Source organism: Alteromonas sp. 1_MG-2023 (assembly GCF_030547075.1).
Lineage (GTDB): Bacteria > Pseudomonadota > Gammaproteobacteria > Enterobacterales > Alteromonadaceae > Alteromonas.
Map to the genome: position 1 here is coordinate 36,777 of NZ_JAUOQH010000004.1, position 26,406 is coordinate 63,182.

General features: G+C 41.5%; 18 protein-coding genes and 1 tRNA gene. 12 read left to right on the top strand and 7 right to left on the bottom strand.

Annotated elements, in window-relative coordinates; genetic code table 11:
- Positions 1–16 precede the first annotated feature (16 nt).
- Positions 17–874, top strand: coding sequence for a 4-hydroxybenzoate octaprenyltransferase (gene ubiA / locus Q4561_RS05395; protein WP_368411521.1), 858 nt, complete (start codon positions 17–19; stop codon positions 872–874).
- Between the two features lie 191 nt (positions 875–1,065).
- Here the strand turns inward: ubiA and Q4561_RS05400 are convergent, their stop codons facing one another.
- Positions 1,066–1,329, bottom strand: coding sequence for an accessory factor UbiK family protein (locus tag Q4561_RS05400; RefSeq protein WP_303458182.1), 264 nt, complete (start codon positions 1,327–1,329; stop codon positions 1,066–1,068).
- Positions 1,330–1,501: 172 nt separating this feature from the next.
- Between Q4561_RS05400 and rep the strand changes: the two genes are divergently transcribed.
- Positions 1,502–3,517: a DNA helicase Rep gene (rep, locus tag Q4561_RS05405; protein WP_303458183.1), complete on the top strand. Its 2,016-nt coding sequence runs from the start codon at positions 1,502–1,504 to the stop codon at positions 3,515–3,517.
- A 135-nt stretch (positions 3,518–3,652) separates the two neighbouring features.
- Here the strand turns inward: rep and Q4561_RS05410 are convergent, their stop codons facing one another.
- Together Q4561_RS05410 and Q4561_RS05415 are read right to left on the bottom strand one after the other, a co-directional pair.
- Positions 3,653–6,253, bottom strand: coding sequence for a GGDEF domain-containing protein (locus Q4561_RS05410; RefSeq protein ID WP_303458185.1), 2,601 nt, complete (start codon positions 6,251–6,253; stop codon positions 3,653–3,655).
- A 106-nt stretch (positions 6,254–6,359) separates the two neighbouring features.
- The gene (locus tag Q4561_RS05415) at positions 6,360–6,767 is read right to left on the bottom strand and encodes a cytochrome c5 family protein (protein WP_013786129.1); all 408 of its coding nucleotides are present in this window, start codon (positions 6,765–6,767) and stop codon (positions 6,360–6,362) included.
- Positions 6,768–7,044: 277 nt separating this feature from the next.
- Here Q4561_RS05415 and Q4561_RS05420 point away from each other — a divergent pair.
- Positions 7,045–7,121, top strand: a tRNA-Arg gene (locus tag Q4561_RS05420).
- A gap of 72 nt (positions 7,122–7,193) precedes the next feature.
- Here the strand turns inward: Q4561_RS05420 and Q4561_RS05425 are convergent.
- Positions 7,194–8,480, bottom strand: a complete 1,287-nt coding sequence (locus Q4561_RS05425; protein ID WP_303458187.1) for a type II toxin-antitoxin system HipA family toxin — start codon at positions 8,478–8,480, stop codon at positions 7,194–7,196.
- Between the two features lies 1 nt (position 8,481).
- Complete coding sequence (locus Q4561_RS05430; protein WP_303458188.1) at positions 8,482–8,742, bottom strand: helix-turn-helix domain-containing protein; 261 nt, start codon at positions 8,740–8,742, stop codon at positions 8,482–8,484.
- 429 nt (positions 8,743–9,171) lie between these two features.
- Here Q4561_RS05430 and nhaC point away from each other — a divergent pair, with 429 nt between their 5' ends.
- Positions 9,172–10,557, top strand: a complete 1,386-nt coding sequence (gene nhaC / locus Q4561_RS05435) for a Na+/H+ antiporter NhaC (RefSeq protein ID WP_303458523.1) — start codon at positions 9,172–9,174, stop codon at positions 10,555–10,557.
- A gap of 151 nt (positions 10,558–10,708) precedes the next feature.
- On the opposite strand, the gene Q4561_RS05440 is transcribed toward nhaC, so the two are convergent.
- Entirely contained in the window at positions 10,709–10,957 is a 249-nt protein-coding gene (locus Q4561_RS05440; protein WP_303458189.1) for a DUF2960 family protein, read from the bottom strand.
- Positions 10,958–11,295: 338 nt separating this feature from the next.
- On the opposite strand from Q4561_RS05440, the gene Q4561_RS05445 reads away from it, so the two are divergent.
- The 3 genes from Q4561_RS05445 (at position 11,296) to Q4561_RS05455 (ending at position 14,941) form a co-directional block, all read left to right on the top strand.
- A complete protein-coding gene (locus Q4561_RS05445) occupies positions 11,296–13,101 on the top strand; it encodes a BCCT family transporter (RefSeq protein ID WP_303458191.1) in 1,806 nt (601 codons plus the stop codon).
- A gap of 150 nt (positions 13,102–13,251) precedes the next feature.
- The gene (locus Q4561_RS05450) at positions 13,252–13,878 is read left to right on the top strand and encodes a hypothetical protein (RefSeq protein WP_303458192.1); all 627 of its coding nucleotides are present in this window, start codon (positions 13,252–13,254) and stop codon (positions 13,876–13,878) included.
- 67 nt (positions 13,879–13,945) lie between these two features.
- Positions 13,946–14,941 carry a restriction endonuclease gene (locus Q4561_RS05455; RefSeq protein ID WP_303458194.1) on the top strand — a complete coding sequence of 332 codons (996 nt, stop codon included), beginning with the start codon at positions 13,946–13,948 and terminating at the stop codon, positions 14,939–14,941.
- 106 nt (positions 14,942–15,047) lie between these two features.
- Here the strand turns inward: Q4561_RS05455 and Q4561_RS05460 are convergent, their stop codons facing one another.
- Entirely contained in the window at positions 15,048–15,398 is a 351-nt protein-coding gene (locus Q4561_RS05460) for a hypothetical protein (RefSeq protein WP_303458196.1), read from the bottom strand.
- A gap of 76 nt (positions 15,399–15,474) precedes the next feature.
- Here Q4561_RS05460 and Q4561_RS05465 point away from each other — a divergent pair, with 76 nt between their 5' ends.
- From Q4561_RS05465 to Q4561_RS05485, 5 genes are all read left to right on the top strand, one after another.
- Complete coding sequence (locus Q4561_RS05465) at positions 15,475–15,702, top strand: hypothetical protein (RefSeq protein WP_303458197.1); 228 nt, start codon at positions 15,475–15,477, stop codon at positions 15,700–15,702.
- Between the two features lie 917 nt (positions 15,703–16,619).
- A complete protein-coding gene (gene dptF / locus Q4561_RS05470; RefSeq protein WP_303458198.1) occupies positions 16,620–18,206 on the top strand; it encodes a DNA phosphorothioation-dependent restriction protein DptF in 1,587 nt (528 codons plus the stop codon).
- A gap of 4 nt (positions 18,207–18,210) precedes the next feature.
- Complete coding sequence (gene dptG / locus Q4561_RS05475; RefSeq protein ID WP_303458199.1) at positions 18,211–19,518, top strand: DNA phosphorothioation-dependent restriction protein DptG; 1,308 nt, start codon at positions 18,211–18,213, stop codon at positions 19,516–19,518.
- Positions 19,499–24,592 (top strand): DNA phosphorothioation-dependent restriction protein DptH, encoded by a 5,094-nt coding sequence (gene dptH / locus Q4561_RS05480; protein ID WP_303458200.1) that lies wholly within the window; start codon positions 19,499–19,501, stop codon positions 24,590–24,592. Before dptG ends, dptH begins: the two co-directional genes overlap by 20 nt.
- Positions 24,593–26,350: a DUF262 domain-containing HNH endonuclease family protein gene (locus Q4561_RS05485; RefSeq protein ID WP_303458201.1), complete on the top strand. Its 1,758-nt coding sequence runs from the start codon at positions 24,593–24,595 to the stop codon at positions 26,348–26,350.
- Positions 26,351–26,406: the final 56 nt, after the last annotated feature.

Genomic DNA, 26,406 nt, shown 5'->3' on the forward strand with positions numbered 1-26,406 from the left:
CCAGAACCTCAACCATATAAAACTGCATCCATCTGCGTATATTCGCCTGATGCGTTTAGACAAACCTGTGGGTATTTATCTGCTGCTTTGGCCTACCTTTTGGGCATTGCTTATGGCATCTGAAGGCTTACCCAGTATAGGCATAGCGCTTATCTTTACCGCTGGCGTGGTAGTGATGCGCTCAGCGGGCTGCGTCATTAACGACTACGCCGATAGAAAAGTAGATGGCAGTGTAAAACGTACCGCCACGCGGCCATTAGCCACAGGGGAAGTTACCCCTAAACAAGCGTTAAACCTGTTTGCTGGGCTAATTATCTTGGCCTTTTTATTAGTGCTAATGCTGAATTGGCAAACCGTGGCCTTGTCGGTAATCGCACTGTTACTAGCTGCTAGTTACCCCTTTATGAAACGCTACACCCACTTGCCACAAGTGGTATTAGGCGCTGCCTTTGGATGGGCAATTCCGATGGCGTTTATGGCGGTGTCTGAGACCGTACCTGCGTATGGCTGGTGGCTGTTTGTGGCTAATCTATTATGGACGGTAGCTTACGACACCATGTATGCCATGGTAGACAGAGACGACGACCTAGAAATAGGGGTTAAATCTACTGCCATTTTATTTGGTAAGTACGACGTGCCCATTATTATTGGGCTTCAAGCTATTACACTAACCATTTTATACTTTATTGGTGGGGCTATTGAAGCGCATTGGCCGTATTACCTATCGCTAATAATTGGGGCAGGGTTGTTTTATCGCCAGTACCAGTTTATTAAGCACCGGCAGCGAGAAGGGTGTTTTACTGCTTTTATCGAAAACCATTATGTAGGCTTGGTCTTTACGTTAGGTTTAGTCGCGAATTTTTGGATAGGTTAAGCTTTTTGGAAGATAAGAGGCACTTTGTGAAAGCTGAGGGCTTTTTATAAATTAAGAAAGCTAAGGGCTTTTTGTAAATCAAGAAAGCTTGGCTTGCTAAAGGCTTTGCAAGTAAGCATCCCCTTGCATCACATACGTTGTATAGAGTTATTGCGATGTGTATGCAAGGGAGTGTGGAAATTAGCGTTTAGCTATTCAGATTTAGCCGCTTCTGCCGCTTTAGCTTCTAATTGAACAATGCGAGCTTCCATTGCGTCTAACTTTTCGCGAGTGCGAATAAGTACTTGGCTTTGAATATCGAACTCTTCACGAGTGACTAAATCAAGTTTTGAAAGCTGCGACTGTAAAACCTGTTTAATTTTACCTTCTGCGCCTTCAGCCATGTTACGCACACCCGGTGGTACGGCGTCAGCAATCTGTTTCGCTAAATCTTCGAGTTTTTTCGGATCCAACATGGATTTCCCTTATAATGCGCTTCGTTAGAATAGGCTTCTATTCTATCGGTATCGCCACTTCTTGCAATGAAAAAGCACGTTAAACAAAAACAAGCCTTAACGTAAGGCGCTTTGAAGTAAGCACGGCACACATTACACCTGTTAGGTTTTAGGAACGTAATTTAGGAACGCGATGAAATTAAACGATGCGCAACAATCAGCTGTCACCTTTGTGTCTGGCCCCTGCTTAGTATTAGCCGGCGCCGGCAGTGGTAAAACTCGGGTTATTACCAACAAAATTGCGCACCTAGTTAGAAATTGCGATATGCCAGCACGGTATATTGCAGCGGTAACCTTTACCAACAAAGCCGCTCGAGAAATGAAAGAGCGGGTAGCTGAAACCTTAGGTAAGCCAGAAGCACGTGGTTTAAAGGTATGTACCTTTCACACCATGGGCCTAACCATTATAAAAGGCCATATTAAAGAGCTAGGCTTAAAGCCTGGTTTTTCATTGTTCGACGATAAAGACTCGTTGGCACTGTTAACCGATTTAACCGAAGACACGATAGATGGCGATAAAGATCAGCTTTCGTTATTACAAAGCTGCATTTCAAACTGGAAAAACGACTTACTGCTGCCCGAAGCATTACTAAAACAAGCAACCAGTACCGGTGAGCGAGAGTTTGCAGAAGCTTACAAGCGTTATCAAGATAACTTACGCGCTTATAACGCCCTAGATTTCGATGACCTTATTTTATTGCCCACACTGCTATTAAAAACCAGTGAAACCGTACGGGCCAAGTGGCAAAACAAAATTCGTTATTTGCTGGTGGATGAGTACCAAGATACCAACACCAGCCAGTACGAACTGGTAAAGCTATTGGTAGGTGAGCGTTCGCGTTTTACCGTGGTAGGCGACGACGACCAGTCTATTTATTCATGGCGCGGTGCCAAGCCACAAAACTTAAATTTGCTACAGCAAGATTTTCCGCGCTTGAACGTTATTAAGCTTCAGCAGAATTACCGCTCTTCAGGGCGAATACTGCATTGCGCTAACATTCTTATTCAGAACAACCCGCATCTGTTCGACAAAACACTGTTCTCTGAACTGCAATACGGCGAACCGCTTAGAGTTATAGAAGCGAAAAACGAAGAACATGAAGCTGAACGAGTGGTAGCAGAACTGCTGGCGCACAAGTTTATGAACCGTACTAAGTTTAAAGACTACGCTATTTTGTACCGAGGGAATCATCAAAGCCGCTTGTTCGAAAAGCTATTAATGAGTAACCGTATTCCATATAAAATTAGCGGCGGTATGTCGTTCTTCGGGCGTACCGAAGTAAAAGACATTATGGCTTACTTGCGATTGCTGGTGAATCAAGATGACGACAACGCCTTACTACGAGTAATTAATACCCCAAGTCGCGGCATCGGGCGCGTTACATTAGAAAAGCTAGGTAACTTCGCGAACAGCTTAGGCGTGCCAATGTTTGAAGCGGCCACTCACCCTAATTTAAACAGCGTGTTGTCGGATAGAGCATACGATGCTGTATCGGGGTTTGCCCGCTGGATAGTAGAAGTATCTGACAATGCGACTCGTGGCGACACTAAAGATGCCCTTCGAGGCATGATCAAATCGATGAGCTACGAAGAGTGGTTATACGAACAAAGCGCCAGCCCTAAAGCGGCAGAAATGGGCATGGCGAACGTAAGTACGTTGTTTGGCTGGGTAACCGACATGCTAGAAGGCAACGAGCTTGATAGCCCCATGAACCTTACCGAAGTAGTGAACCGCCTTATCTTGCGTGACATGATGGAGCGGGGCGAAGATGACGGCGATGGCGACCAAGTTCAGCTAATGACGCTGCACGCGTCTAAAGGGCTAGAGTTTCCAATTGTGTTCTTAGTGGGGATGGAAGAGGGCTTGTTACCCCATCAAAGCAGTGTAGATGAAGACAACGTAGAAGAAGAGCGCCGCCTTGCGTATGTAGGCATTACCCGCGCGCAGCGAGAGCTTATTTTCAGCCTAGCCAAAGAGCGCCGCCAGTTCGGTGAAGTTATAAACCCCGAACCAAGCCGCTTCTTGTACGAGCTACCCATAGATGACCTTCAATGGGAAAACCAAAAGCCGAAAGAAAGTGCCGAGGTACGACAGCAAAAAGGCCAAAGCAGTATTGCCAACTTAAGAGATATGCTAGGTAAGAAATAGCGCGGAGGGCTATGGGCCTAAGCCCGTAAGGTAATACAAGCCTGCAGCAAACTACGCCTTTTAATCTAAATTAAAAGGCGTTAGTGATAATTAGCAGGGGAAGATAGCAACAAACCGCTAGGCTTAGCTAGACAGCTAGCCAGCTAGCTGTTTCATATCAAGTACAGTAGCGCGAGTAAGCACTTTACCTTGGGCGTAATTACACTCAATGTCGGTAAGTGCATTTAGCTGTGCAGGAGAATCTACCCCTTCGGCAATGACCTTAAATTTAAGGTGCTCTGAAATAAGCATGACCGACTGAATAAGCTTAAGGTTACGCTGTGAACGAGGCAGAGAACGCACAAATCTGTGGTCAATTTTGATGTAATCGAATGGATATGCAAATAAGTAACTAAGCGACGCTAACCCACTACCAAAGTTATCTAGCACTAAAGTCACTCCAGCACGTTTTAACTTCTTGATGGCAGGCAATATAAACTGCGAACGACGGTTTAAATCATTTTCATCAAATTCAAAAACAAGTTTATCTGGCGATATATTATGATCGGCTATTAGCGAAATCATTTGGTTCACCATAGATGCTTGCAGCAAATGAATAATAGAAACGTTCACCGCAATACGGCCCGTGTCTTGGCCAGTCTTTTTAGCATGGGCCAATAGCTCACAGGCTTTTTGTAACTGAAACATGTCTAAATCTAAAGTTAAGCCGCTTTGTTCTGCTACTTGGCGGAACTGCTCTCGGGCTATTTTACCAAATACCGGATGGCTCCAACGCACATACATTTCGTTGTAAAGCGTTGAGTTGTCTCTTAAATCTAGAACAGGCTGCAAGAAGTACTCGAATTCTTCATCACGCAAAGCACGGCGAAATTCGTTTTCTAACTCAAGCTCTTCAATAAGGCGATCGCGCATGCTTTTATCAAACATAACAAATCGGCCACGGCCCAATGTTTTCGCCTGATACATAGCTGCATCAGCATCACGCAATACTTCATCGGCACTGCGATAATACGACTCTAAATTAGCAATACCAATACTGGCACCCGAGTACATTTCTCGGTTTTCTAATATGAAAGGCTCTGAAATAGAGTTAATAATGCGCGAAGCCACTTCTTGCACATCGGTTAAATCTTCAAAGTTATCTAACAGAACAACAAATTCATCACCGCCTAAGCGAGCCAGTAAATCGTGCCCGCGAATACACAGAGCAATACGCCTAGCCACTTCTACCAAAAACTCATCGCCAGCATGATGGCCTAGGGTATCGTTTATCATTTTGAACCTGTCTAGGTCGATAAACAAAACCGCAAAGTAGTTTTCGGTATAACGCTGCTTGCTGGCAATAGCTAATTCAAGGCGGCTGGTAAACATCGACCTATTTGGCAGGTCGGTAAGTGAATCGTGATGGGCGTCGTGAATAAGCTTAAGCTCAATTTCTTTACGCTCTTCAATTTGCTGTTTTAAGTATTTGTTGGCTCTATCAAGCTCGGCGGTACGCGCAGCAACTCTAAGCTCTAGTTCGCTGTTATGGCGATGAATTTCTTCAGTACTGCGCTTACGCTCCATGGTTACTGCAATGTGGTGTGATACAAAGCGCAGTAACTCTAAGTCTCGCGCTGTATATTTTGCATGCTTACCGTAGGTTTGCACTGCAATAACACCAAATACTTCACCATCTACCACTAGAGGCGAACCCAACCACGAGTTAGCGCTATTAAGCATACTTTGGGCAACCGACACATCAATTTCACCCGCTTCGGCAAGTTCTAATACCCGTGGCGGGTTAATCAGTTCAGCTTGACCTGTGCGCAGTACAAATTCCGTTAACCCCAACCCCATAGGCCTAGCTTCAGCGTCGGTGTATTCAACATCACTGAAGTACGGAAACTCCAGCATTTGTTTCGGTTCATCAATAATAGAGATAAAGCAGTTTGGCGCGCTGATAAGGCGGGCCAGAATTTCGTGCAAGCTAGAATAGAAGACCGACATATCGCCTTCTAAATTAGCTGCTAACTCAGAAATTTCAAATAAGGCTTGTTGTAACGACTCTACCTTTTGGCGCTCAAGAATTTCTTCCTGAAGGTCATCATTAATTTTTCGAAGCTGGCGAGTACGTTCACGAATGGTACGTTCGGTTAACTCGCGGTTTTTAACCCGGTCTACCGTAGTAACAATGTGCTGAGAAACAAACAAGAGTACTTCTAAGTCTTCTTGAGTGTAATGCACACCTTCATCGTAGGTTTGAACGACCATAGCGCCAATCACTTGGCTGCCACGTTTAAGTGGAACCCCAAGCAGCTCATAAGGCTGCGAACCTACTAGCTTAATGCCGTGATCTTCAGCAAAAACTTCTTCTTCTTCACGCTTATAAAATAAGTGCTGACCGGTACGCAGTATAAAACCCGTCATACCACCCATTAATGAATCGGCAGGTAATTGCTTTACGGTTTGTTCGTCGAACTCGTCAACGAAATAAGCGAAGTCGACAATTTGACTGTCTTGTTCGTAGAAGGCAACAAAGAAGTTATCGGCGTTCATGAAGTCGGCAATGATTTCATGAATAGCGGTATAAAGGCGGTTTAGGTGACTAACAGAACTTGCAAGCTCGGAAATGTCGAATAGCGCTTTCTGAACACGTTCAGCACGCTTATATTTATTAGTGAGTTGTTGAAGCTGCGGTATAATTTCCCGCAGCTCTTCTTCTGACAACTCATATTGCGTTGAATCTGATGACATTCCGCTCGCCGGCAAGTAAAAAACGCTATTTTTAGATGCGGTTAAACTACCCGATCTACTACAAAAACGCTACTTTTTCCAACGCATTGTTTGTAAATGAAAAGGGTTAGATACCCTCAATCATGTACTCAATTGCGGCTTTAATTTCATCATCAGAGCACGAAGCACAGGTACCACGAGGTGGCATAGCGTTAATACCGTTAAGGGCATTTTGCCATACGCCATCTAGGCCTTTTTCGTCTAAACGCGGCTGCCAATCAGCGGCTACGTGAACTTTAGGTGCACCAAGCACACCAGAACTGTGACATGCTACACAGGCAGAGTTATAAACATCTTCACCCGACTTAGCACCACCACCTGCAGCAGCAGGACCAGCAGCTTCCGCGCCAGCTACGTGTATCTGACCAACCGGTTTAATACGGTTAGCAATATCGTCGTTACTCATTTCTTGTGCTTGCGCTGCAAACACAGTAAGTGCTGTAGCTGCAACAATAAACCAGGTTTTCAATTTCACATCTGTCTCCAGGCAATCATGAACTTTAAATTAAAGTATAACTGGCCAGATTATAACGGGAATTCAAGCCCGAACAACTATTTGCTACCAATTACCTATAAAAAGTAGGGATAAAGTACCTTCAAAACCTATTAAAGTAAGAGAATTACACAAACCAGTTGATGCGAGCCCATGGCCTAAGTATTATTACGCCGCGCTTAAGCAGGAAGTTTAATCACACCACGTTCTTATTCCCTTAGAACAGGTTAAATTTTTATCATATTAAGCCATTTTCAATGCACCCGTAGCTCAGCTGGATAGAGCGTCGCCCTCCGGAGGCGAAGGTCACAGGTTCGAATCCTGTCGGGTGCGCCATTTTCCTCGAATTCTCGTGTCGAACTTTATCAGAGCAACTGGTCAAGGTAGCTGCGCTTAATCTCTAGCTATTTATAACAACTTTTTAGAGGCTTGCTTTCTCAATCCGGAAAAAATTGCCTCCGCTACGTAGGGTGGAAAGTTATCGGGAATTTTACCTTCGACTTTAGCAATCGCGTTTTCAACATTATCGACAAAGTATTCGTAGTGCAATGCAGCTTTGTCTGAGGGGTATTTCACCTGAACTGCAGTCGATACAAAATGACGAGGCTGAATATCGTTCCATTTCCAGTGAGTGTTTTTGCCTTTTAAAGACATGGCCATCTTGATCTTTTGTGGCTGTAAGGCTTTTTTAGTCATAACAGGAAACGCCGACAAGACGTCGTACATAGGGGTCATTCTATATGTGTTTTCAGGCTCTAAAAACACGCTAAAATTCTTACCATGGCCGTCAATAGCAGCAATTAGCCAAAAGAATATCTGAGTCCTAAAAAAAGTTTCTCTATCTTTCCCGTTAGACGAAGCCGTGAGCAAATTTAGGCAGTCTGTTATTCCTGGGCCACCATCAGATTGGTATTTTTGAGCAGATGAAATGCCCATTGCCTGACAAAAATCTTCTTGGGGCAACCGCATGAGCCATGAACCGTCAGATGCATATTTACGGTCAAAGCGTTCAACGCTTAAAACTTTCTGATCGCCAAAATAAAGCACCTCTGAATTAGCCACATTAAATTCAAAGGCTCTCGCCAGCTCTAGGCAAATAAATTCGTTCTCACAGCTATCGGTTAAATCGATACCCACTTGCGGTAACTCGCCCATGGGTAATTTCATTATGTGACTTGTTGGTGTTGAGCCCGTCGGCTTCGTCCATTGTAGGCCAATTTTAAGCAGCGCAGTTTTTTCTTGAGCGCCAGCAATTGAAATCCGAAAGTCATCATCGTCATTTTCCATTCCAAGCGCTGTATGTTTGTAGCCTTGCAATAACTTCTCAACGTCTAAATCTGACAACACCCTGTAGTTTAGTTGTTGTGCGGACTCAGGTTGTTCTGAAGATAATTGAATAGCACCCACACAATCTTTGCCTATCGCCGCTAAAAGATCGAACGCATGTCCAGAGCCTACATTGAATCTAGCTTGTATTTTATTTCGTATGGATGGATTGTCGGGAAGCAAGTTATCAAAGAAGTTATAAACGAGATCGCCAGAGTATTTTTGCTTTGTAATAGGTAACGACAAAGAAATAGGGCGTGCGCCTGCGCGCTTCATCCAATGTTCGGTATAAGCAAAATGAAGCCCACCGTTCTTATCTTTTAACAGTGTACCTACTTTTACCCCGTTAAGGCTTACCATCAGCTCCATATTACCACTCCTGATCCCAGCCACTTTCGGTCTTTTGGTCGCTTTCATTTTCTTGCTTTGGCTTAAGCTCAATAGAGAGGCCTAGTTCATGGGCAATTTTAAAGAGGGTATCAATACGGGAGGTACCGGCGGAATTTTCAATAGCCGAGATGGTTTTTTGCTTTAAACCAACATGCTCGGCCACATCGGTCTGCGTTCGTGCCAGATTATTTCGATGCAGCTTTATATAATCAGCCAGTTCTTTTGAGTTATTAAGCTTCATTATGCCTCTCCACTATTAATCCCTTTAAGGTATAATGTTAATCCTAGCCCCTAAAGGGTATATTGAGTTTAATATACCCTTAACGGTATAAGTGTCAAATTATACCTTGTAGGGTTTATCTATTTTAAGCATTTCCCGTGACGTAACCGTGACCAACGGTGATAATCGTTGTAAATCGGCTAGCGGTCATGAAACTCTCAATCCCTTTATACACGCTGTGTAGACGCTTTTCGCCAGGGGAGACCGATTAAGCCCTTTTCGACGGGCCTCCGTTGGAGGCGAAGGTCACAGGTTCGAATCCTGTCGGGTGCGCCATCTCTTCCAAATGTATTAATTTTTCTTAGTCACAAGACTTTTCAAAGTAGTTATACTACTTTTCACTACTTCATTTTTAAGTGCGCCAACTTGCCTTTAACTTCGCCTCACTCTATGCGTAGCCCCAGCTTTGCCCATTCATTGCTATGTTTCAGCGTTATTGTAGCGTTGATAGCGGGCGGTTTGTTTGGCTTAGGCATTAGCCTTCATGCATTAATTTTCTTGTGTTTGCTTTGGGCTGGTATTAATGCCTTTAGTTTAGGGTACAAGTACCTGCAAATCCGTGAACTAATGACCAGTGCATTAACGCGGGCAATGCCGGCAATATATATTTTTATCCTCATTGGAATGGTTATCGCCAGCTTCATGCAAAGCGGCACTATCTCAACCCTAATTTATTTCGGCCTTAATTGGCTAAACCCCAGTATATTCTTAGCGGTGGGGTTAATTCTTTGTGCGGTAATGTCGGTAGCCACAGGTACGTCGTGGGGCACGGTAGGTACTATGGGGGTAGTGCTAATGGGCATTGGCGAAGCCATGAATATACCGCTACCTATTATTGCCGGCATGGTGGTGTGTGGTGCTACGTTTGGCGATAAAATGTCTCCGGTTTCAGATACCACCAATCTCGCGGCAATGAGTGCGGGCACCACTATTTATCGGCATATGTATGCCATGCTGCTAACTACACTGCCTAGCTTTCTTATAACATTTGTAATTTTCTTAGTTATGGGGTTTACCTACGCAAGCCAAAGTTTAAATGTTGAAGATATATACAAAATTAAAACAGCGCTTGCCAGCCACTATAACCTTGCACCTTACATTACCTTGTTACCGCTAGTGTTGTTAACGGTAATGAGCATTAGAAAAGTGCCAGCTGAAGTTGCCATGTCATGCAGTATTCTTCTAGCAGTCATCATCGCTATTTTCTACCAAGACACCAACACAATTAGCGTACTTAATGCACTTTGGGAAAACACCCCACAAAATACAGGTATAACAAATTTAGATGCATTACTAGGCCGAGGCGGCATCAGCAGTATGAGTTGGACGCTATTACTTGCTTTAATGGCTATAGCATTGGGCGGTATATTGCACGGTGCAGGCTTTTTAGCGGCATTATTGTCGGGCATTATTAAACGGGTAAAGCGCACCGCAACGTTAATCGCCGTTACCATAGCATCAGGTTTCTTAGGTAACGTGGCAATGGGCGAAGCGTATATCTCTATTATTCTAAATTGCCAACTGTTTCAATCAAAATATCAGCAACAGAAGCTTGATCCCTCCGTGCTGTCTCGGTCCGTGGAAGAAGGCGCCACCATGACCACGGGCCTTATTCCTTGGACAACAGCGGGGGCGTTTTACTCTGCAACTCTAGGGGTTGAGGTTCTCGACTACGCGCCCTATGCATTTTTTAACTATCTAAATGGTGTTGTTGCGATAGCCATGGCTACATTGGGCGTAGGTTTATTGAAAGAAAAAAGGGCACAACACCACTGACCTACCAATAAGCAGCCCGTCTGCTTAACCGGCTAATGGTTCAAACGGGGTTGTTGTCCAGTTTTCCAACGCGTTCTTAACGTTTAACTTTGCACGTACTAATGCCCACAAATCATTTAAGCATTGTTGTGGGTCGCAGGGACGTGAACCATCATTCTTGGCCATTTTTTAAGAAGTACAAATCAGAAAAGCCCATTTTTAAAAATTCGGCATCTCTAAAATTTCTTGCGGTTTTTTTGTCTTTGCTGATTGAGGCTACTTGCTGTTCAGTTTGCAAAAACTGGGTAAGGTCTATTCCCTCAGCATCGGCCACTGCTTCATGCATATTTTGATAACGGCTGTAAGAAAAATTTATCTCTTTTGCCACACCATTAAACTTATAACGTACTTTATGGGCCATGTTCTACTCAGGTTGGTCGATGTAATTCAAAAACGGTTTAAGCGCCATTATAAACTCAATTAGCGGTACGTATTCAAAAAGCTTAACAATAAAACTATTAAGGCAAGGTGAACATTAAGCGTAAACTCGCCGCAACATTTGTCATGTTCAAGCGTCATTATGTATCTCGACTCTACGCGTTGAACACCAAACGTAGCTATTTGCAGCAAGCTGCGCCAATTATAGCGAGCTACGCCAAGATACCCATCGCGTTATTCTGATAAACTGTTTTACAAGATTGCCCGTTTAAAGCTTCAACGCGTAATGGCATCTATAAAAAAACAATAAAAGGATCGTGTATGAGTAGTAATGCCCGAGATACTTCTTCAAAGAAGGCCATCAAAGAACACGAGAGCGCGTTTAGCGTTATCGACAAGCCAACGTTTTTTGGTTCTCTTATCCTTCTTCTATCGGTAACCATTCCTTTAATTATTTGGCCAGATCAAGGCGCACAATGGGTGGCGGCCGCAAAAGACTTCGTTACCAGTAAATTGGGCGTTTTATACTTATTACTTGGTGTTGGTGCGGGTGGCTTCATGGTGTTCATCATGTTTAGCGACATAGGCCAAATAAAACTGGGCGACCCTGAAGAAAAGCCCGAGTTCTCGCCAGTATCATGGGCGGCTATGCTGTTTTGTGCGGGCATTGGGGCGTCTATTTTGTACTGGTCTATGATTGAATGGGTGTATTACTACCAAGCGCCACCGTTTCATATAGAAGGCGGAACGCCAGAAGCTGCCAAGTGGGCTGCCGCCTACGGTATATTCCACTGGGGCCCGCTAGCTTGGGCTATTTATCTTATTCCCGCGGTGCCTATTGCTTACTTCTATTATGTGCGTAAGCACAGCGTATTAAAAATATCCGAAGCGTTAATGCCGGTCATTGGCGAAAAGCTAGCTCACGGCTGGCTAGGTAAAATTATCGATATCAGCTTTATCTTCGGCATGTTAGGCGGCGGAGCCACCACGTTAGGTTTGGCTGCGCCTATGATCAACGAAGGGGTGCATGAGTTATTCGGTGTGCCTAAGTCGCTGACTACCCAAATTATTGTGCTTATAACCTGTACCGCTATATTTGGTTACAGCGCGTATGTAGGGTTAAAAAAAGGCATCAAGCTGCTGTCAGACATTAACTTTTGGCTGGCCGTTGGCTTGCTGCTGTTTATCTTTATTGTAGGCCCAACCCTATTTATGGCCAATACTGGCCTAGATGCCCTTGGCCGCGTACTAAGCAACATTATTAAAATGGCCACTTGGTTAGAGCCATTTGCCGAATTCAACGGTTTTCAGAACACGCACTTTCCTCAAGACTGGACCATATTCTACTGGGCTTGGTGGCTAGTATTTGCACCTAGCGTAGGGCTTTTTATAGCACGTATTTCCCGCGGCCGTACCATTCGTACAATGGTGGCCGGTTCAATGTTCTTTGGCACCATGGGCTGCTTTTTATTCTTCATGGTAATGGGCAATTACGGTTTGTATTTACAGCTATCGGGCGAACTAGACGTAGTCAGCATACTCAACCAACAAAGCCCAACTGCGGCCATATTCGCCATGCTACATACACTGCCCATGGACTACGTGGTTATCTTTGTATTTACCCTATTAGCGCTAATATTCACAGCAACCACTTTCGATTCTATTTCTTACATTCTTGCCGCCGTAGTGCAAAAAGAGGTAGATGAAGAGCCGTTGCGCTGGAACCGTTTGTTTTGGGCGTTTGCGTTATCGTTCATGCCCATTGTACTTATGTTTGTAGGCGGGTTAGAAACGCTACAAACCGCATCGATAATAGGGGGCGTACCCTTATTAGCCGTGGCCTTATTACTGTGCATTTCCATAGTGCGGGCCGCGAATTACGACATGCGCTACCAGCCCGACTATTCCATGAAAGAAATTAATATAGGTGAATTCCCCGACGACGACCCATGGAGCGAAGAAGGCACCTGGCATATTGATGAAGAAGATGAGGAAGGGCAAGAGGGCCATGAGGGTAAAGAAGGCAAGGGGGGTGAAGAGGAAGTGCCTATTGCGGCCAAACCTAAACCTCGTGAACCAAAACCCCATGTTGAAGGCGACCCACACAGCAAGCCATCGCGGCTGTAGTTTTTACCGTTCATATGTGAAGCAAAGCGCTGCCCAAGGGCAGCGTTTTTTGTTTTTAAGACGGCACAATTAACTTTTCCTAGAAATTAGCTGTGTTACCGTAATTAGTACCAAAAGCCCTAAACTCTTAAACAAATAGCAAGTAGCAGCATGTCAGTAAAGAATTATCAAAAATTCTACGAACCACTAAACGCGGTACATTCGGCTGACTTTAACCGTTGTATTTACTGTGGCTGCGAAGCAGCCCGCCCCGATTTTATCCCCCCCATAAAATTTATTCACGACTGGCGAGACGTAAACTCAAGCGCTGATTTTATTTGTGTACCCTCATGCAATGAATGCTTCGACCTGCTTAAAAATGAAAACAACGGTACGTTAGAACCCAGAATTACTGTGTTGAAAAAACTATTGGCAGCAAAGTATCAAAAAGCCATTAGAGTGTTTAACCACTGGAGCATGGATGAAATTGAAGAAATGGATATCGCATTTCAAATAAGCCTTAAAGGCGGCATACGGTTAGGCAAAGAAACCCTTTCACGGCTTCACTTTGCTGGGTTCGACTATGAAGTAAATGGCAGTATAACGCGGGTAGCAAAACCGCAGCGCGAAGTGTTTAAGGTGTTCGATGAAGAATTTGAGAGCTTTAGAGAAGCGCTAGCATTTGCCAGCGAAACCTACCAAATAAAGAAAAGCCGACTAAGTCAGCTATATTTTGAGCATGATGAAAGCTTTGATAAGGCGGTTGAAGTTTTTCATGGGTTGGTTGATAAAGGGTAAATACTTTGCCTTACTATAATATTTAAAACTAAATACCAATGTAGTTTACCTAATATACGAGGGATGTATGGGGCTTGATTTCGAAAATAGTAAAGTACTTCTAATGAGAGGGCCTGTTGAATTGATCAGCGAAGGATATGCTGGGATTGGGTGGGGGCAATTCGAGCTTTTTAAATTTAAAACAGCCGATGATCTGTATAAGCACCTTGAGAGCACACAGCAAAGTGTTGGCCGTAGTGGTAATCAGTTGCGTAGATATATCGAAGTTAAGCAAGGCGACCTTATTGTGGTGCCAGCCCCCGCTCGTATATACATAGGTATCGCTACTGGGGAAAAACAATTTTGTGCTGACAAACCTTGGGGTGAAAATCAAATACAAGTAGACTTTCCCTGTGATGCAGATAGCAAGCCCATTTCGATCGCACGTACAGATTTAAAACAAGGTTTACAGTCTAGGCTGCGTATACGTTTAACAGTGGCTGATTTAGACTATTTCAAAGATGAAATAATTGAACGTTACAATGATACTAAAAACAATGTCAGCAGTGGTGCTTTATCTAAAGTTAACGAACAAATTGGTGAAAAATTCGAGCAGTTCAAAGCAAAGTTGTTAAATAACCTTCGAAATAGAAATCATTATTTGGAAGCCGGTGGGCAGGGGCTAGAACACCTAGTAAAAGAGTTGCTCGAGATTGAAGGTTATACAGCTATTATCCCTAGTAAGCAAAGCCATGAGGTTGGTGTTGATGTTGATATAGAAGCTCAGTCACGTAACCCTTTCATTACTCAAGAGCTGCTGGTTCAAGTGAAAGATCACGTAGGCTATACCGATAAGCATGCCATCACGCAGATAGCGGACGCTAAGAAAGGAGATGTCTGCTCTCGATGGGTAATATCTCTGGCTGATTTTAATGAGGATGCAAAAAACTACGCCGATGAATTGAGCGTTAAGTTGATGAACGGAAACGAGTTTGTCGATTGGCTAGCCGAACGTTGGCAAGATTTGTCGCCTACAACCCAACAAAAGCTTGGTATCGCTTCGGCACCTCAAATTGTTCTCTAAGTACGTCCCCCAAGGTTGAAGCTGCCTTCCTGCAAGTATGCATATGAAAAGGAATAAGCGTTTCTCTTGTAAAGAAATGTCACTGACACAATAATGATTCAAGTGATTATTTTCCATAAGTTAAATCAAGCTCTTCCGAGAGCTTACTCATTTCCTTTGCTATGAATTCACTCAATTTTTTAGGCTTTACGGCGCTAGGCTTTTTCTTGTTGCCGTTTCTAGTCTCATAGTGATTCTTTAAGGTGGCTAGGTAATCCTGCAAGCATTCCGGTTTAGTCGTTTTCCTTTGTAGCTTTTTCTTAAAACTCTCTTGAAAGCGCCCAATCTCTTCGTCGTCATCGAAATCATGTATTTCAGTATAAATATACTTAGCTGCTTGATTTTGAGTCATACCCAGTTGACCAATAATTTGTCTAATTTCGTCTTGTAACTGAATAGTTTGTAGTTGTGTCCCCATTTGTCTTTTTCGTCCTTTTAATATCGTTACTGTCCTAGCGAGGACATAATAAAATTTACTACAAGGATATAAATTTATGAAACAACCTATGACCTTAGAAGCCGCTCGCCGTATACAGTCAGTAACCGCTAAACAGCAGAAGGGAAATGTTCCTAAGGGTTCATTCGCAGCGCGTGCCATGTCTGTAGCTATGAAAAATGAAGCTCAACTAACTTCAGCGTCAAAAACGCCAGTACGCAATGGCCCTAGTAAAACGGGTGGAAAGTCCGGAGGGCGCCGAGGAAATAATCCCCCGCGCAAGTAACACTGCTAGCACTTTTTTGCGTTTGCATAAAAGTTATTCATAAACTCCGACTCACGTTCGTCTATATCTCTGTATTCAAATGTAGCTGTCGTAGTTTTAAGTGCACAGAGGCAAATGTCTGTTTTGTCTCTGTGCCAACTATTAGTAACTTTTCTGACTGAGGAGTTTACACATAGGTCTATCAACTCATACTCAAACTCAAGCGGGTATCTTGGCTCTTCAATAAAGTGTTTGTCTAATTTATAAGTGCCAATTATCCCGAGCAAAAGTGCAGATCCTGCTGACAATAGTGGCTTCTTAAATCGTTTAAAGAAGTGGCCTTCAAAAGACTTTTTGCATTGGTGGCAACAAACATGTTTGGCAAACTCTATATCATTGTTTGTGTTGCATTCTGGGCATTCGATTATCATTCTGTCTTCCGTGTTCTTCTGCCTTTCCTAACTTTTTAGCCTACCTTTTAAACTTACTAATTTAAAAGTCTTCTTTTGATTACATAGGTATGAAAAAGTACTTTTATGCGGATGAAAATTTAGCGCTGAGTACAACAGAACTAAAGCGGAAAGTTTAAAACGTCTGGAGCTTAATAAAGCCGGAGAATAAGGTAAAAAATAGTGCAGTGAATTATCTGAAAAGTATTCGGAGACTAGTAATCTTGCATTTCAGGAGATTAGTAAATTAATGGTAACTAAGGAAGGGTAGACAGTCGAACAAGTGTTAGATAAGCATTACTGAGAGCGAGTTTGGTTATTGTAAAACTCACAGCCAATGTAGAAATATGAGAAAAGTTTATATATTAAATAGGCTTAGCATCATACCCAGCATAGTTTATTCATACCAGACTATTGATACATACTATTGTAATGTGAAAACAAACAGTGCTACTTTATTAGACTAAAGACCAACTATAAGGATGTAGTATGCGTTTCCTCGATATTCTAAGCGTATTATCCAAATCTTCCCCCTATGCGGTATCTACCGAGCGACAAGACTCCATTTCTGCTGAGCTTGATGAAGTGAAGAAATATCTCTATATCGAAACAGATATCCAGAAAGACTTCGAAAGTCATCTAACTTCATTATCTCCTGGCAGTAAAAAAATAATATTTCTTTGTGGAAGTAGTGGGGATGGTAAATCTGAAATTCTCACTCAGTATGCATCCAAATTTTCTCATAAAGCAGAGTTTCATTTAGACGCAACACACAGCTTTGAACCTGATGAATCTGCGATATCTACACTCGATAGAGTTTTTTCGGCTTATGAGAGCAGTAGGCAAGCGCTGGTGGTTGGAATTAATATCGGCATGATGGGGAATTATGTTGAAGAAGGCAGTAGTGCAAGCGTACGCAATGCCATAGCCAACTATTTAGACTCGAAGGTATCAAGTTCGGAATGTGTATTCTTGAACTTCGAAGACTATCCAAAGTTTGATTTAACAAGCGCCGGGCATTCATCTAAGTTTGTAAAAGCAATTTTGAATCGTATCACGAAGCAGGAAGGGAATATTATTCGTCAGTACTTCGATAGAGAGAAGGGGGGGCATGACGGTAACAAGTTACTTTGTACTAACTATCAACTTCTCTCTATACCTGAAATCCAAGATCGAATTGTCGATGTATTGTTTAAAGCTCGTTTAATCAAAGACCAGTTTCTTACTGCGAGAACATTGTTAGATTTCATTCATACATTGTTATCACCAGAAGGTTATCTATTCGATAATATGTTCGATGCGAGCGATAACGAAATATCATCGAAAATTGTAGACTTTGACCCTGCTGACATAAGAACTGAAAATGTTGACAAGTTCCTTTTAAGTACTAGTTTAGGGCTGCCTGATAAAGGCTTCGAAGAGTTTAAATCATATTTGTCGTCTGAGTTCGGTATTAGCCCGTCAAAAAATTCGCATTCATACTTAAGGTTGTTCTATTTGCTTGGAAGTGCAGATATGGCAAACAACTACCACAGAGATTTTTGTGAAGATTTTGAAGAGCCGCTACTCGACAAATATGCCAAGGTGTGGAACTTGCACACTCATTATGTTGGCGACAAAGAAGAGAAAAGACAACTAAAAGCATTTTATAAAGAAACTATATTTTCTGCTATTCACACTTATATAAATAGAAATGCAAAGTCGATTGCAAAAGGGAAGTTTCTTATCTCATCTCATAATGGCTACCAAATTATGAGTGAAGTAGAAATGGAACCTGATTTTATGGCTATTCAGAATGCATCTCCAACAAACACCTCATGCTTCGTTGCTCATATCTCTGTTGAAGGAAAAAGTGTTTCAATGCCAGTTAATATCAATCTTCTTAATATGATGAATAGAATTATTGGTGGCTATAGGCCAAATAAACACGACAAAAACACTATCGTTATTCTAGATGACTTTGCCGACCACATAGCAGATATTGCATCAAGCAAAGATAGACTAACAATAGTAAAAGGTGGGTTAACTATAAGCCTGCGTCATGATGACGATGAAATTGAAGTAAGTGGGGTTTAATGAGATGTTTAAACTCAAAACAGAGCTGAAGCCTCAAAACAATAAATTAACGTCTTTCTTTCCAATAAATACTAAAGATAGAAAGGGGATCTTTGATTGGGACATAGTGCTTGGCCATTTTGTAAAATATGCCTACCGGAAAAGTATTGCTAGTGATCAATTCGAGCAATTTAAGTTAAAGTGCAAAGAAAATTTTGAGTCAAAACTGGATGAACCCCAGTTTTGGCAACATCTTGAAAGCATGTATTTTAGTGGTGACGAACTATATAAAATAAGCCCAGAGCTATTGCTGTTCAAAGCGCAAGACATCAAAGGTAGCTCGGCAAATAAAAGGTTGGGCGACTTATTTTTGAATTTATTGCAGGAGCATCACTTACAAGAATCCCCAAGCTTAAGTTTGAATTTTTTGGAAAAAGAGCTGGTTGAAACGTTCAATAGCTTCACATTTTCAGGATCAAAAGCTGGGACAGTTTCAAAAGCTCCAACGGAAACGCCCTATCTACCTTTTCTGAGAGATTTGTTTGTCCAAGACTTAGATTTTATTGCTTCGAAACCAAAATACTTTATAGAAAACATCATAGACTTTTTAAAGCTCTACACATTTCTCTATACCGCGCAAATCACGCTCAATTTAAGTGAGTGGAAAGCCGGCCCACCTTCTGCGAAGCCTTGCTATTTCATTCTAGATACTGAAAAAGCATCAGATGAGCGAAGTTATGTGAAAAGTTACGGTTATCGTCAATTAGCAAATAGCTTCGATAAAGTTTTCCCTTATTTAGCGATGAATGAAAGCCTTCAAGACCCTAGTGCTGTGAAACAACCACTGTGGGCTGTTACTGGCCTTGAAAGTACACAGACTGTACTAGAAGCGCTAAATACTTATGCGGCCGAGTTTAAAGATGAACGACAGTTACCTCTAGAAATCAATGACGCTCAAGAAGTAGAAGACGCGATTGAAAACTTACTACTACTTTCCCACGCGCAATTTAAAAGAGGGGAATCTCGACACGAAGTTAACGTCCACTATTGCAAAGCTATAGAGTCAGAGTTATGTGGCCACTTCGTCCAGAGCCGAGGAAGATCTGGGAGAGTACTTGTCTTAAACCAAGACTACATATTGCTGTTAACTAATATAGTTATCGGAAACCGAGAGCGTTTGCGATTGCATGAGTTACTGGTGGAATTCGAAGCAAGAGGACTCTCTTTTGACAAGCAAACACAAAAAGTACTCGTGAGTTTTTACGAGCGAATAGGGAATGTAGAGAGAATGAGCGACAGTGGAGATGCAGTTTATGTCAGAAAAACAGTTTGAAGATTTTTTAGCTGAAAAGCTTATCGACTGGGGCGCTGAACATTTCTACAAAGGTTATCGCTATCAATTTCAGTCCCCAGATAAAGAAAACAGCAAAAAGTTGTTTCAAGCCCTTAACGCTAAAAAAGCGGGTTACGTATCAGTCAAAAACGTGGAGATCCCCTTTGTCCATGTTGGCGCTTTTAAGCTTTTAGTTGTCCTACATAGTGAAGAGAAAGGTGAAGGCTATAGTGAAAACTTCATTTCTCACATTCGTGATGTAGTTGCTTCCCAACAAAAGGAAGTTAAAAACTCCTGTCTGTTGATTATTCATAACTCAATGCTCGATACGCTGATAAATTCCGCTGAAAATATTGCCCAACCCAGTTGGGTTTGGCATCCACTAAAGATAAAAAAAGCTCTAGAAGGTGAAATCGATCCTCTAAATGAAAACAAGCTTGTTACACAGTGTTTATTGAGTCACCGTTTCGAGCAAATTGTCGATGATGGTGCAACGATGTTTGGGTTTGAAGAGCTCTTTAATGCTCTTGTTGATGATGGTGAAATCAGCTTCCATGAAATTGCTCTGTTGAACGACCCTTTACTAAAAGGTTGGGACTCGCCAAAACAGATTTCTAATAGGCTTGAGCAAAACAAGCAAATGTATGAAAAGCTCGATTATATAACTCATCATTTCCCTACAAGTTTAGAAGAGAAGCTCGGTGAGGAAGACTTTAGCCCATCTTTTGTTAAGAAGTATTTTGATGAAAATAACTCCGAGTCATGGAAATACAAATTAGAATTAGAAGCTTGTTTACAAGAACAAAAGAGGAATAAAGAGAATCTTCTAGAACTAGAGAAAGAATCAATCTCCGAGGGTAAGTTACTAGTTAGAACCCAAGCAGATACCAAAGCAGGAAGGCGTACTAAAAACATCATTTATGTGATTCCAGATGGAAGGGATACATTTGAGCTTGAGATAAGCTTTATTGGCGGAAAGGTAGAGAAAAAAGAGTGTAAAATTCTCAACCCTAATCAACCAAGTATCGATTTTAGTGCACCTGATAATTCTGGTGGAAAACGCAGTCGCGTTACAGTTTCAGGCAACTATTACGACACCGCCACTTTCTTTACATTTCGCGTCAAGCGAGATAAATCCGCTGAAACTCATAATTTTAAAGTGTTAGTCCTTAAAGAAAATGAGTTTTATCTAGGTGCGATAGAGAACAGTTTCCTGATAGACCCAAAACGACAGTTAATTACTATTCAAACAGAAGATAACAAACTTCAAGTTGCTGAGCACGGCAAAGAAGATACGCTGACTGAAAATGAGCAGACTTTTGAAAACAGCACAGTAGGTGTTGTTGATTTCGAGCAGTTAGCTTCAGAATCTGACAATGTTGAGTTTGTAGTAAAAGGTAACGAAACACAGTTGAAGTTTAGTATAGAAGGGGCGGTAGCAACTGATGCGTTGTCACTGCCTCTTTTGTTCAATCAAGAACGTTACAATAAACTCTTTAGTAAAGACTATTTTGCTGTATTTAATAAGAGCAAAAATAAGATCCAACTCGACAATCATGAAATAGCGCCTAAAGGAAAGCGACTAACGCTTTTGCAGTGGGAGCAAGAACTTCTTGATCAAGATAGTCTTTATTGCCCAGCACCTGACAATGCGCATGTGACCGTCGCAGACATATCAACAAAATATCCCGAATTATCGTCTGCGTACGCCACTTACTTTGCATACTTAAAGGATAACAATACTTTGCCCAGCCTGAGTGGCTGGGATAGCGATTATCAAGGGCTTGTTACGCGTATAGTAGACGCATATAACGAAGCACTAAATAGTATTCAGTACGATACTCTACTTAGTCAAACACAAAAGCAGCTTGTAAATATAGGCTTCGCTGTGTTCAACAGCATCGAGTACATTACGCCGTATCACCCTATGGTTTTAGCTTATCATCTGTATCTTGTTCAAAAAGTCATTCAGGATGAAACCAATAGTTTTAAGACGTTACCCAAAGTCACACTTTCGCGTTTGAATGCGCAAGGTTTAATGCCCTTCATATATGACCCAAGTAATGAATTTGGTTACAGCCAGTATGAATCAGAAAATGCTATGTGGATACGCATTGTTCCTCATCAAGAAACCAGCTATGACTATGTACAGAAGCTAGTTAGAGATAAGGTATCTGAGTTCAGAGATGCGTTTTCAAGTCTTTTTGAAAACGGCGAACGTTCAAAGCTAATTATCAACTCGATAAACAACGGGCAGAACAGAGAAGTCTTTCTTGGTCTGGTAGATTTCATCAAGCAATACAAAAATAAAGCCTGCCAGATTCACGTAAATATTTATGATGATGAAATAGAGTATTGTGAGTTTGATCGCTTTTCAGACACTGCAAGTTACGACGTTATAAAAGCAGAGTATGGCTTAAGCAAAGGAAGGGATAAGGATATTGCAGATACAGTAATTGACCTACTTAGAACAAGGTTAACTTACAGTAAGTTTGAAAATGATAAGTTAGAGAACGGTACTTTTAAGCCCCATCACTATGCTCATATTTCGTTTTTCAAAAACAATGATAAAGTACAATCTCGAGATCGTAACGTCAATGAAGAACTGAGTGGCGTAGTTGCTGATGGCCTATTAGCTGGCGAAGCATCGTCTAGTGAGGAAGATAGTTATTCAACCGCCTTTGGCCTTAAAGGTATCGACTATGATGATAAGCCTCACCTGCAAATCGCAGAACGTCTAAATGGGCTTATAAAACCAGCGCGTAAACCTGATGAGCAGTATTCACGCTCAAAATCTACAGCACTAGTGGTCAGCGGTAAGTTTAGAAAACTTCTTCAATGTGCTTATTCGAGTTCAATTTGGACGACAATTATTGACCCCAAAGTGACATTGGATTTCTTTGATAATGATAAAAATGTAGTACTGATCCACTATTCGGATAATTACACTAACTCAATAAACTATGACGCGATAACCGTTACTGAAGAGTCTGAGTTATACAAAAAAGTCTTAGAGCGTGATCAGGGTGGCATTATTGAAGAGTTCAACGCTTTCAATGGTGAGTGGCTTCTCAAAATGATCACCGCTAATGATAACGAGCGTAAAGAAAAGCGTGGAATTATTGGTGCTTACAAGTTTATAAACTGCTTGCTCAATAAGTCGGATATCACATGGGTACCGCTTTCAGTGGCCGAGATGTTAAGAGTTGCTGGCAACATTGGTCTAAAAATGTCAGAAAGTGACTTTTCGAAAAGCAACGTTGCTGGGACTATCAAGGGTGTTATTTCAGACGACGTTTTATTTGTAGGCTTCAAACAAGATGCAATGGTATTGCTACCTGTTGAGGTTAAAACAGGTAAAAAGCAAACTCACAACAAAGGTGTACAACAAGCCAAAGAGCTTAAGCGCTATCTTGAAGAAGACGTGTTAAAAGGGGATAGCTTAGCAGCCCAACTTTATCGAGGGTTATTTGTCAGACAGTTGTTGATGCAAATAGATAAGTACAAACTGTATAATCTTTACAGTGATAGCTACTTCGATGAATTACATTCTCGTCGTGAATGGTGGCTGCAGGGCCAGTATGCTATTGCTGATTTGGCGAATTACCCTGCAGGGTTTCTAGTATCACATGTAGAAAACGACACGTTCTTTGAGCCTTCTTTTGAGCTAAAAGAAAACATTCTTAAGATTGAGCTACCCATAAGTAACCTTTCAACATTTATAAAAACACCATTAACGAAACTTTTCGAGCAGCAGCCTGAAAAGCTTTGTCATATCGATAGCAAATACATTTTAAGAGATTCTAAGTTGCTTGTTGGTAGCCAAATACAAAGAGGTGAAGATACTTCATTAAATGTAGAAGAGCAGAAACCCAATTATGACAGTGACGCTGAACCTCACGCAGTGGAACCAGAGGTATACACTGATGATGAAAGTGGAACAGAGACTGACGAAGCCTTAAAGGTACTAGTGGGTCATTCTGTACAAAACGAAGAGCCTGTTTTTTGGGAGCCAACAAATACTGCAAAATTCATGAATACCAACTCAGGTATTATTGGAACAATGGGGACAGGTAAAACCCAGTGTACGAAGTCAGTTGTTACACAACTTCACCGTAATCAAAAAAGCAATGTTGATGGTAAGCCCATTGGAATTCTTATTTTCGATTACAAATCGGATTATGTGGATGATAAATTCATAAATGCAACAAGCGGCAAAAAATACAATTTATTTAGGCTTCCATACAACCCGCTGAGCCTGTTTGGTTCTACTCCAATGTTGCCTGTGCATACTGGTCGAGGGTTCTCAGAAACAATGGCAAAAGCCTTTAATTTGGGGCAGAGGCAGCAACTTAAACTAAGACAGTTAATTTCTCAAGCTTACGATTTAGCAGGAATTAGCAGATCTGATCCTTCAACATGGAGTAAGGCCGCTCCAACGATTGCAGATGTGTGGGCGTTGTTTTTAGACAGCGAACCAGCTGAAGATTCTCTTTACGCTGCGCTTGAAAGCCTTCATGAACTTGAAGTATTTGAAAGTGACGTAAGTAAATGCACAAGTTTGTATGAGCTAATAGACGGAATTACCGTTATCGAGTTAGCGGGCTACCCAAGCGAAATTCAAAGCCTTGTCGTTGCGTTAACATTAGATTTGTTCTATTCACAAATGCAAAAGCAGGGTAAGCCTTTAGTTCAAGGCGACTTTCGACAAGTCACAAAGCTTATCCTAGTGGATGAAGCCGATAACTTCATGTCCCAAAACTTCCCTAGCTTGCGGAAAATACTTAAGGAAGGGCGAGAGTATGGTGTCGGCGTAATCCTGTCGACTCAAGATATTACCCACTTTAAAACTGGCGATAATGATTACTCTGCTTACATCCTAAGCTGGATTGTTCATCGCGTTTCTCAACTTAGAAATCAAGATATTAAGTCACTTTTTAATAAAGATGATCGGACTGATCAAGAGTATTTAATGAAGTCGATACGTGAGTTAGAGAAGCACCATAGTTTGTATGTAGATGGTGATAAGAAAATAACGAAAATTAAAGATAAAGCTTTTTGGGAGCTGGCTTAAATGGATATTACACCTAAAAGTGAATCACTGGAAAAAATATTGACGGGATTGGAGACTAATTTTTATGTACCCGACTATCAACGGGACTATTCTTGGACTTCCGACGAAGTTGAGACACTCTGGATTGATTTGAAAAATGCTTTCAAAAATAAAACAGATTATTTCATGGGCACTGTCGTGCTGAAAGAGCATTCTGAATCGGAAGAGAAGTTTGATATTGTTGACGGACAACAAAGGTTAGCCACATTCTCTATTCTTTTTTCGGTTTTTAATATAATAGGGTGTCGTTTTCATTTACAGCTTGATTTACTTCCAGATGTAGCAAGAAATGAACATAATAAAAAGTTCGCTGAGAAAATGCGGAATATAGCTATCCAAAGGCTACGAGAAGCAAGTGAACCTGATAACTATTTTCTGCACCTCAATAAGAAAGACAGCCCTAGCTTCCGTGGAATAATTGAATCAGATGGTCCTTTATTAATCACCGATGAAGATTTAAAGATAGTCAAAAACGAAAGTAGACTGATAAAAACAAAGAAAATATTCATAAAAAAAATTTTAAATGACTTCAAAGGTGCTGACTCTATAGAGCAGCTCTATTCATTTCTAGTTCACATCGTTAAAAAGCTAAGATTTATCTCTATTAGAGTAAAGACCGATTACGAAGCGTTTTTGCTATTCGAGTCCCTTAATTCCAAAGGAATGGACTTAAGTGTGGCTGATTTAGTAAAGAATAAAATATTAATGCACGCTAACGGGGCTTCAAGTGCTGAGCTTCTTGATAACTGGGAAGAGATGATGAGAAGCATAGAGTCATCTAGGGTATCGCCTGTAGATTTTCTTAGGATATATTGGGATGCGATAAGAGGTATAAATACAACTAAAAAAGAGCTTTATAAATTTATTTGTCACTATATAGAGAGCCTCCCAGCCACTAAAACTGCTGTGGAACAGTTTTCGTTAGACATCAAAGATAAAGCAGAGTCTCTTTCTAGCTTTGCAAATTCTCGACTTATATTCCCAGATTGTATTCAAAACTCAAATAAGGCCCTTAAGTATTGCGGAGAAATAAATCAGTTAAGATACGCTACATGTTACCCTGTTCTATTATATGCATTTTCTAATCGAGAAGACCTTATAGATAAACTAGCTGAGCTAAGTCTATCTTTTTTGTTCAGATGGATAACTGTGGGAGACTATTCTGTAGGAGGAGCGAAAGCCGTATTTGATGAGGTTCTAAAGTTATTGAACGACCCATCAAAAACAGAGCCAGATATTATAGCGCCGTTTTTCAAGCATGAGGATAAGGTTGGTGACATTGCTTTCCAAAGCTCATTTAAGCAACTTAAACTCCAAGACAATGCTTTGGCAAAATACATAGTGTCAAAGGTTTATCTATACAGTAACAAAGCTCAAGCCATACCTAACTATTCTGAAATACACCTCGAACATGTTCTCCCGCAGGTAAGTAAAAGGTGGGAAGCAGCAGGGTTCACTATACCCGAAGGCACCTTAATAAAAGACTGGGTTTATCACATTGGGAATATGGTTTTATTAGATAAAACTATAAATACAAAAATCAAAAACTCTGTGTTTAAGGTCAAGTTTCCAGAGTATAAAGGTTCACCGTTTCCTGACACTAATATGATATACAATGTCGCTACGTCTGGTCGAGATTGGTCACCCGAATGGATTATAGAAAGAGCTGACGAAATATCTAAATCAGTAAGTGATATATGGCCGCTTAAGAAGAATTAATATTATAAATCAGAAGAAGAGCTTAGTAGGAATAAACTGCAAAGCTCTTTCCACGA

Bases quoted from the DNA above. Each gene is read 5' to 3' on its own strand.
- Q4561_RS05400 (WP_303458182.1), bottom strand. From the start codon at position 1,329: ATGTTGGATCCGAAAAAACTCGAAGATTTAGCGAAACAGATTGCTGAC.
- rep (WP_303458183.1), top strand. From the start codon at position 1,502: ATGAAATTAAACGATGCGCAACAATCAGCTGTCACCTTTGTGTCTGGC.
- Q4561_RS05410 (WP_303458185.1), bottom strand. From the start codon at position 6,253: ATGTCATCAGATTCAACGCAATATGAGTTGTCAGAAGAAGAGCTGCGG.
- Q4561_RS05425 (WP_303458187.1), bottom strand. From the start codon at position 8,480: ATGGAGCTGATGGTAAGCCTTAACGGGGTAAAAGTAGGTACACTGTTA.
- Q4561_RS05430 (WP_303458188.1), bottom strand. From the start codon at position 8,742: ATGAAGCTTAATAACTCAAAAGAACTGGCTGATTATATAAAGCTGCAT.
- nhaC (WP_303458523.1), top strand. From the start codon at position 9,172: ATGCGTAGCCCCAGCTTTGCCCATTCATTGCTATGTTTCAGCGTTATT.
- Q4561_RS05440 (WP_303458189.1), bottom strand. From the start codon at position 10,957: ATGGCCCATAAAGTACGTTATAAGTTTAATGGTGTGGCAAAAGAGATA.
- Q4561_RS05445 (WP_303458191.1), top strand. From the start codon at position 11,296: ATGAGTAGTAATGCCCGAGATACTTCTTCAAAGAAGGCCATCAAAGAA.
- Q4561_RS05450 (WP_303458192.1), top strand. From the start codon at position 13,252: ATGTCAGTAAAGAATTATCAAAAATTCTACGAACCACTAAACGCGGTA.
- Q4561_RS05455 (WP_303458194.1), top strand. From the start codon at position 13,946: ATGGGGCTTGATTTCGAAAATAGTAAAGTACTTCTAATGAGAGGGCCT.
- Q4561_RS05460 (WP_303458196.1), bottom strand. From the start codon at position 15,398: ATGGGGACACAACTACAAACTATTCAGTTACAAGACGAAATTAGACAA.
- Q4561_RS05465 (WP_303458197.1), top strand. From the start codon at position 15,475: ATGAAACAACCTATGACCTTAGAAGCCGCTCGCCGTATACAGTCAGTA.
- dptF (WP_303458198.1), top strand. From the start codon at position 16,620: ATGCGTTTCCTCGATATTCTAAGCGTATTATCCAAATCTTCCCCCTAT.
- dptG (WP_303458199.1), top strand. From the start codon at position 18,211: ATGTTTAAACTCAAAACAGAGCTGAAGCCTCAAAACAATAAATTAACG.
- dptH (WP_303458200.1), top strand. From the start codon at position 19,499: ATGTCAGAAAAACAGTTTGAAGATTTTTTAGCTGAAAAGCTTATCGAC.
- Q4561_RS05485 (WP_303458201.1), top strand. From the start codon at position 24,593: ATGGATATTACACCTAAAAGTGAATCACTGGAAAAAATATTGACGGGA.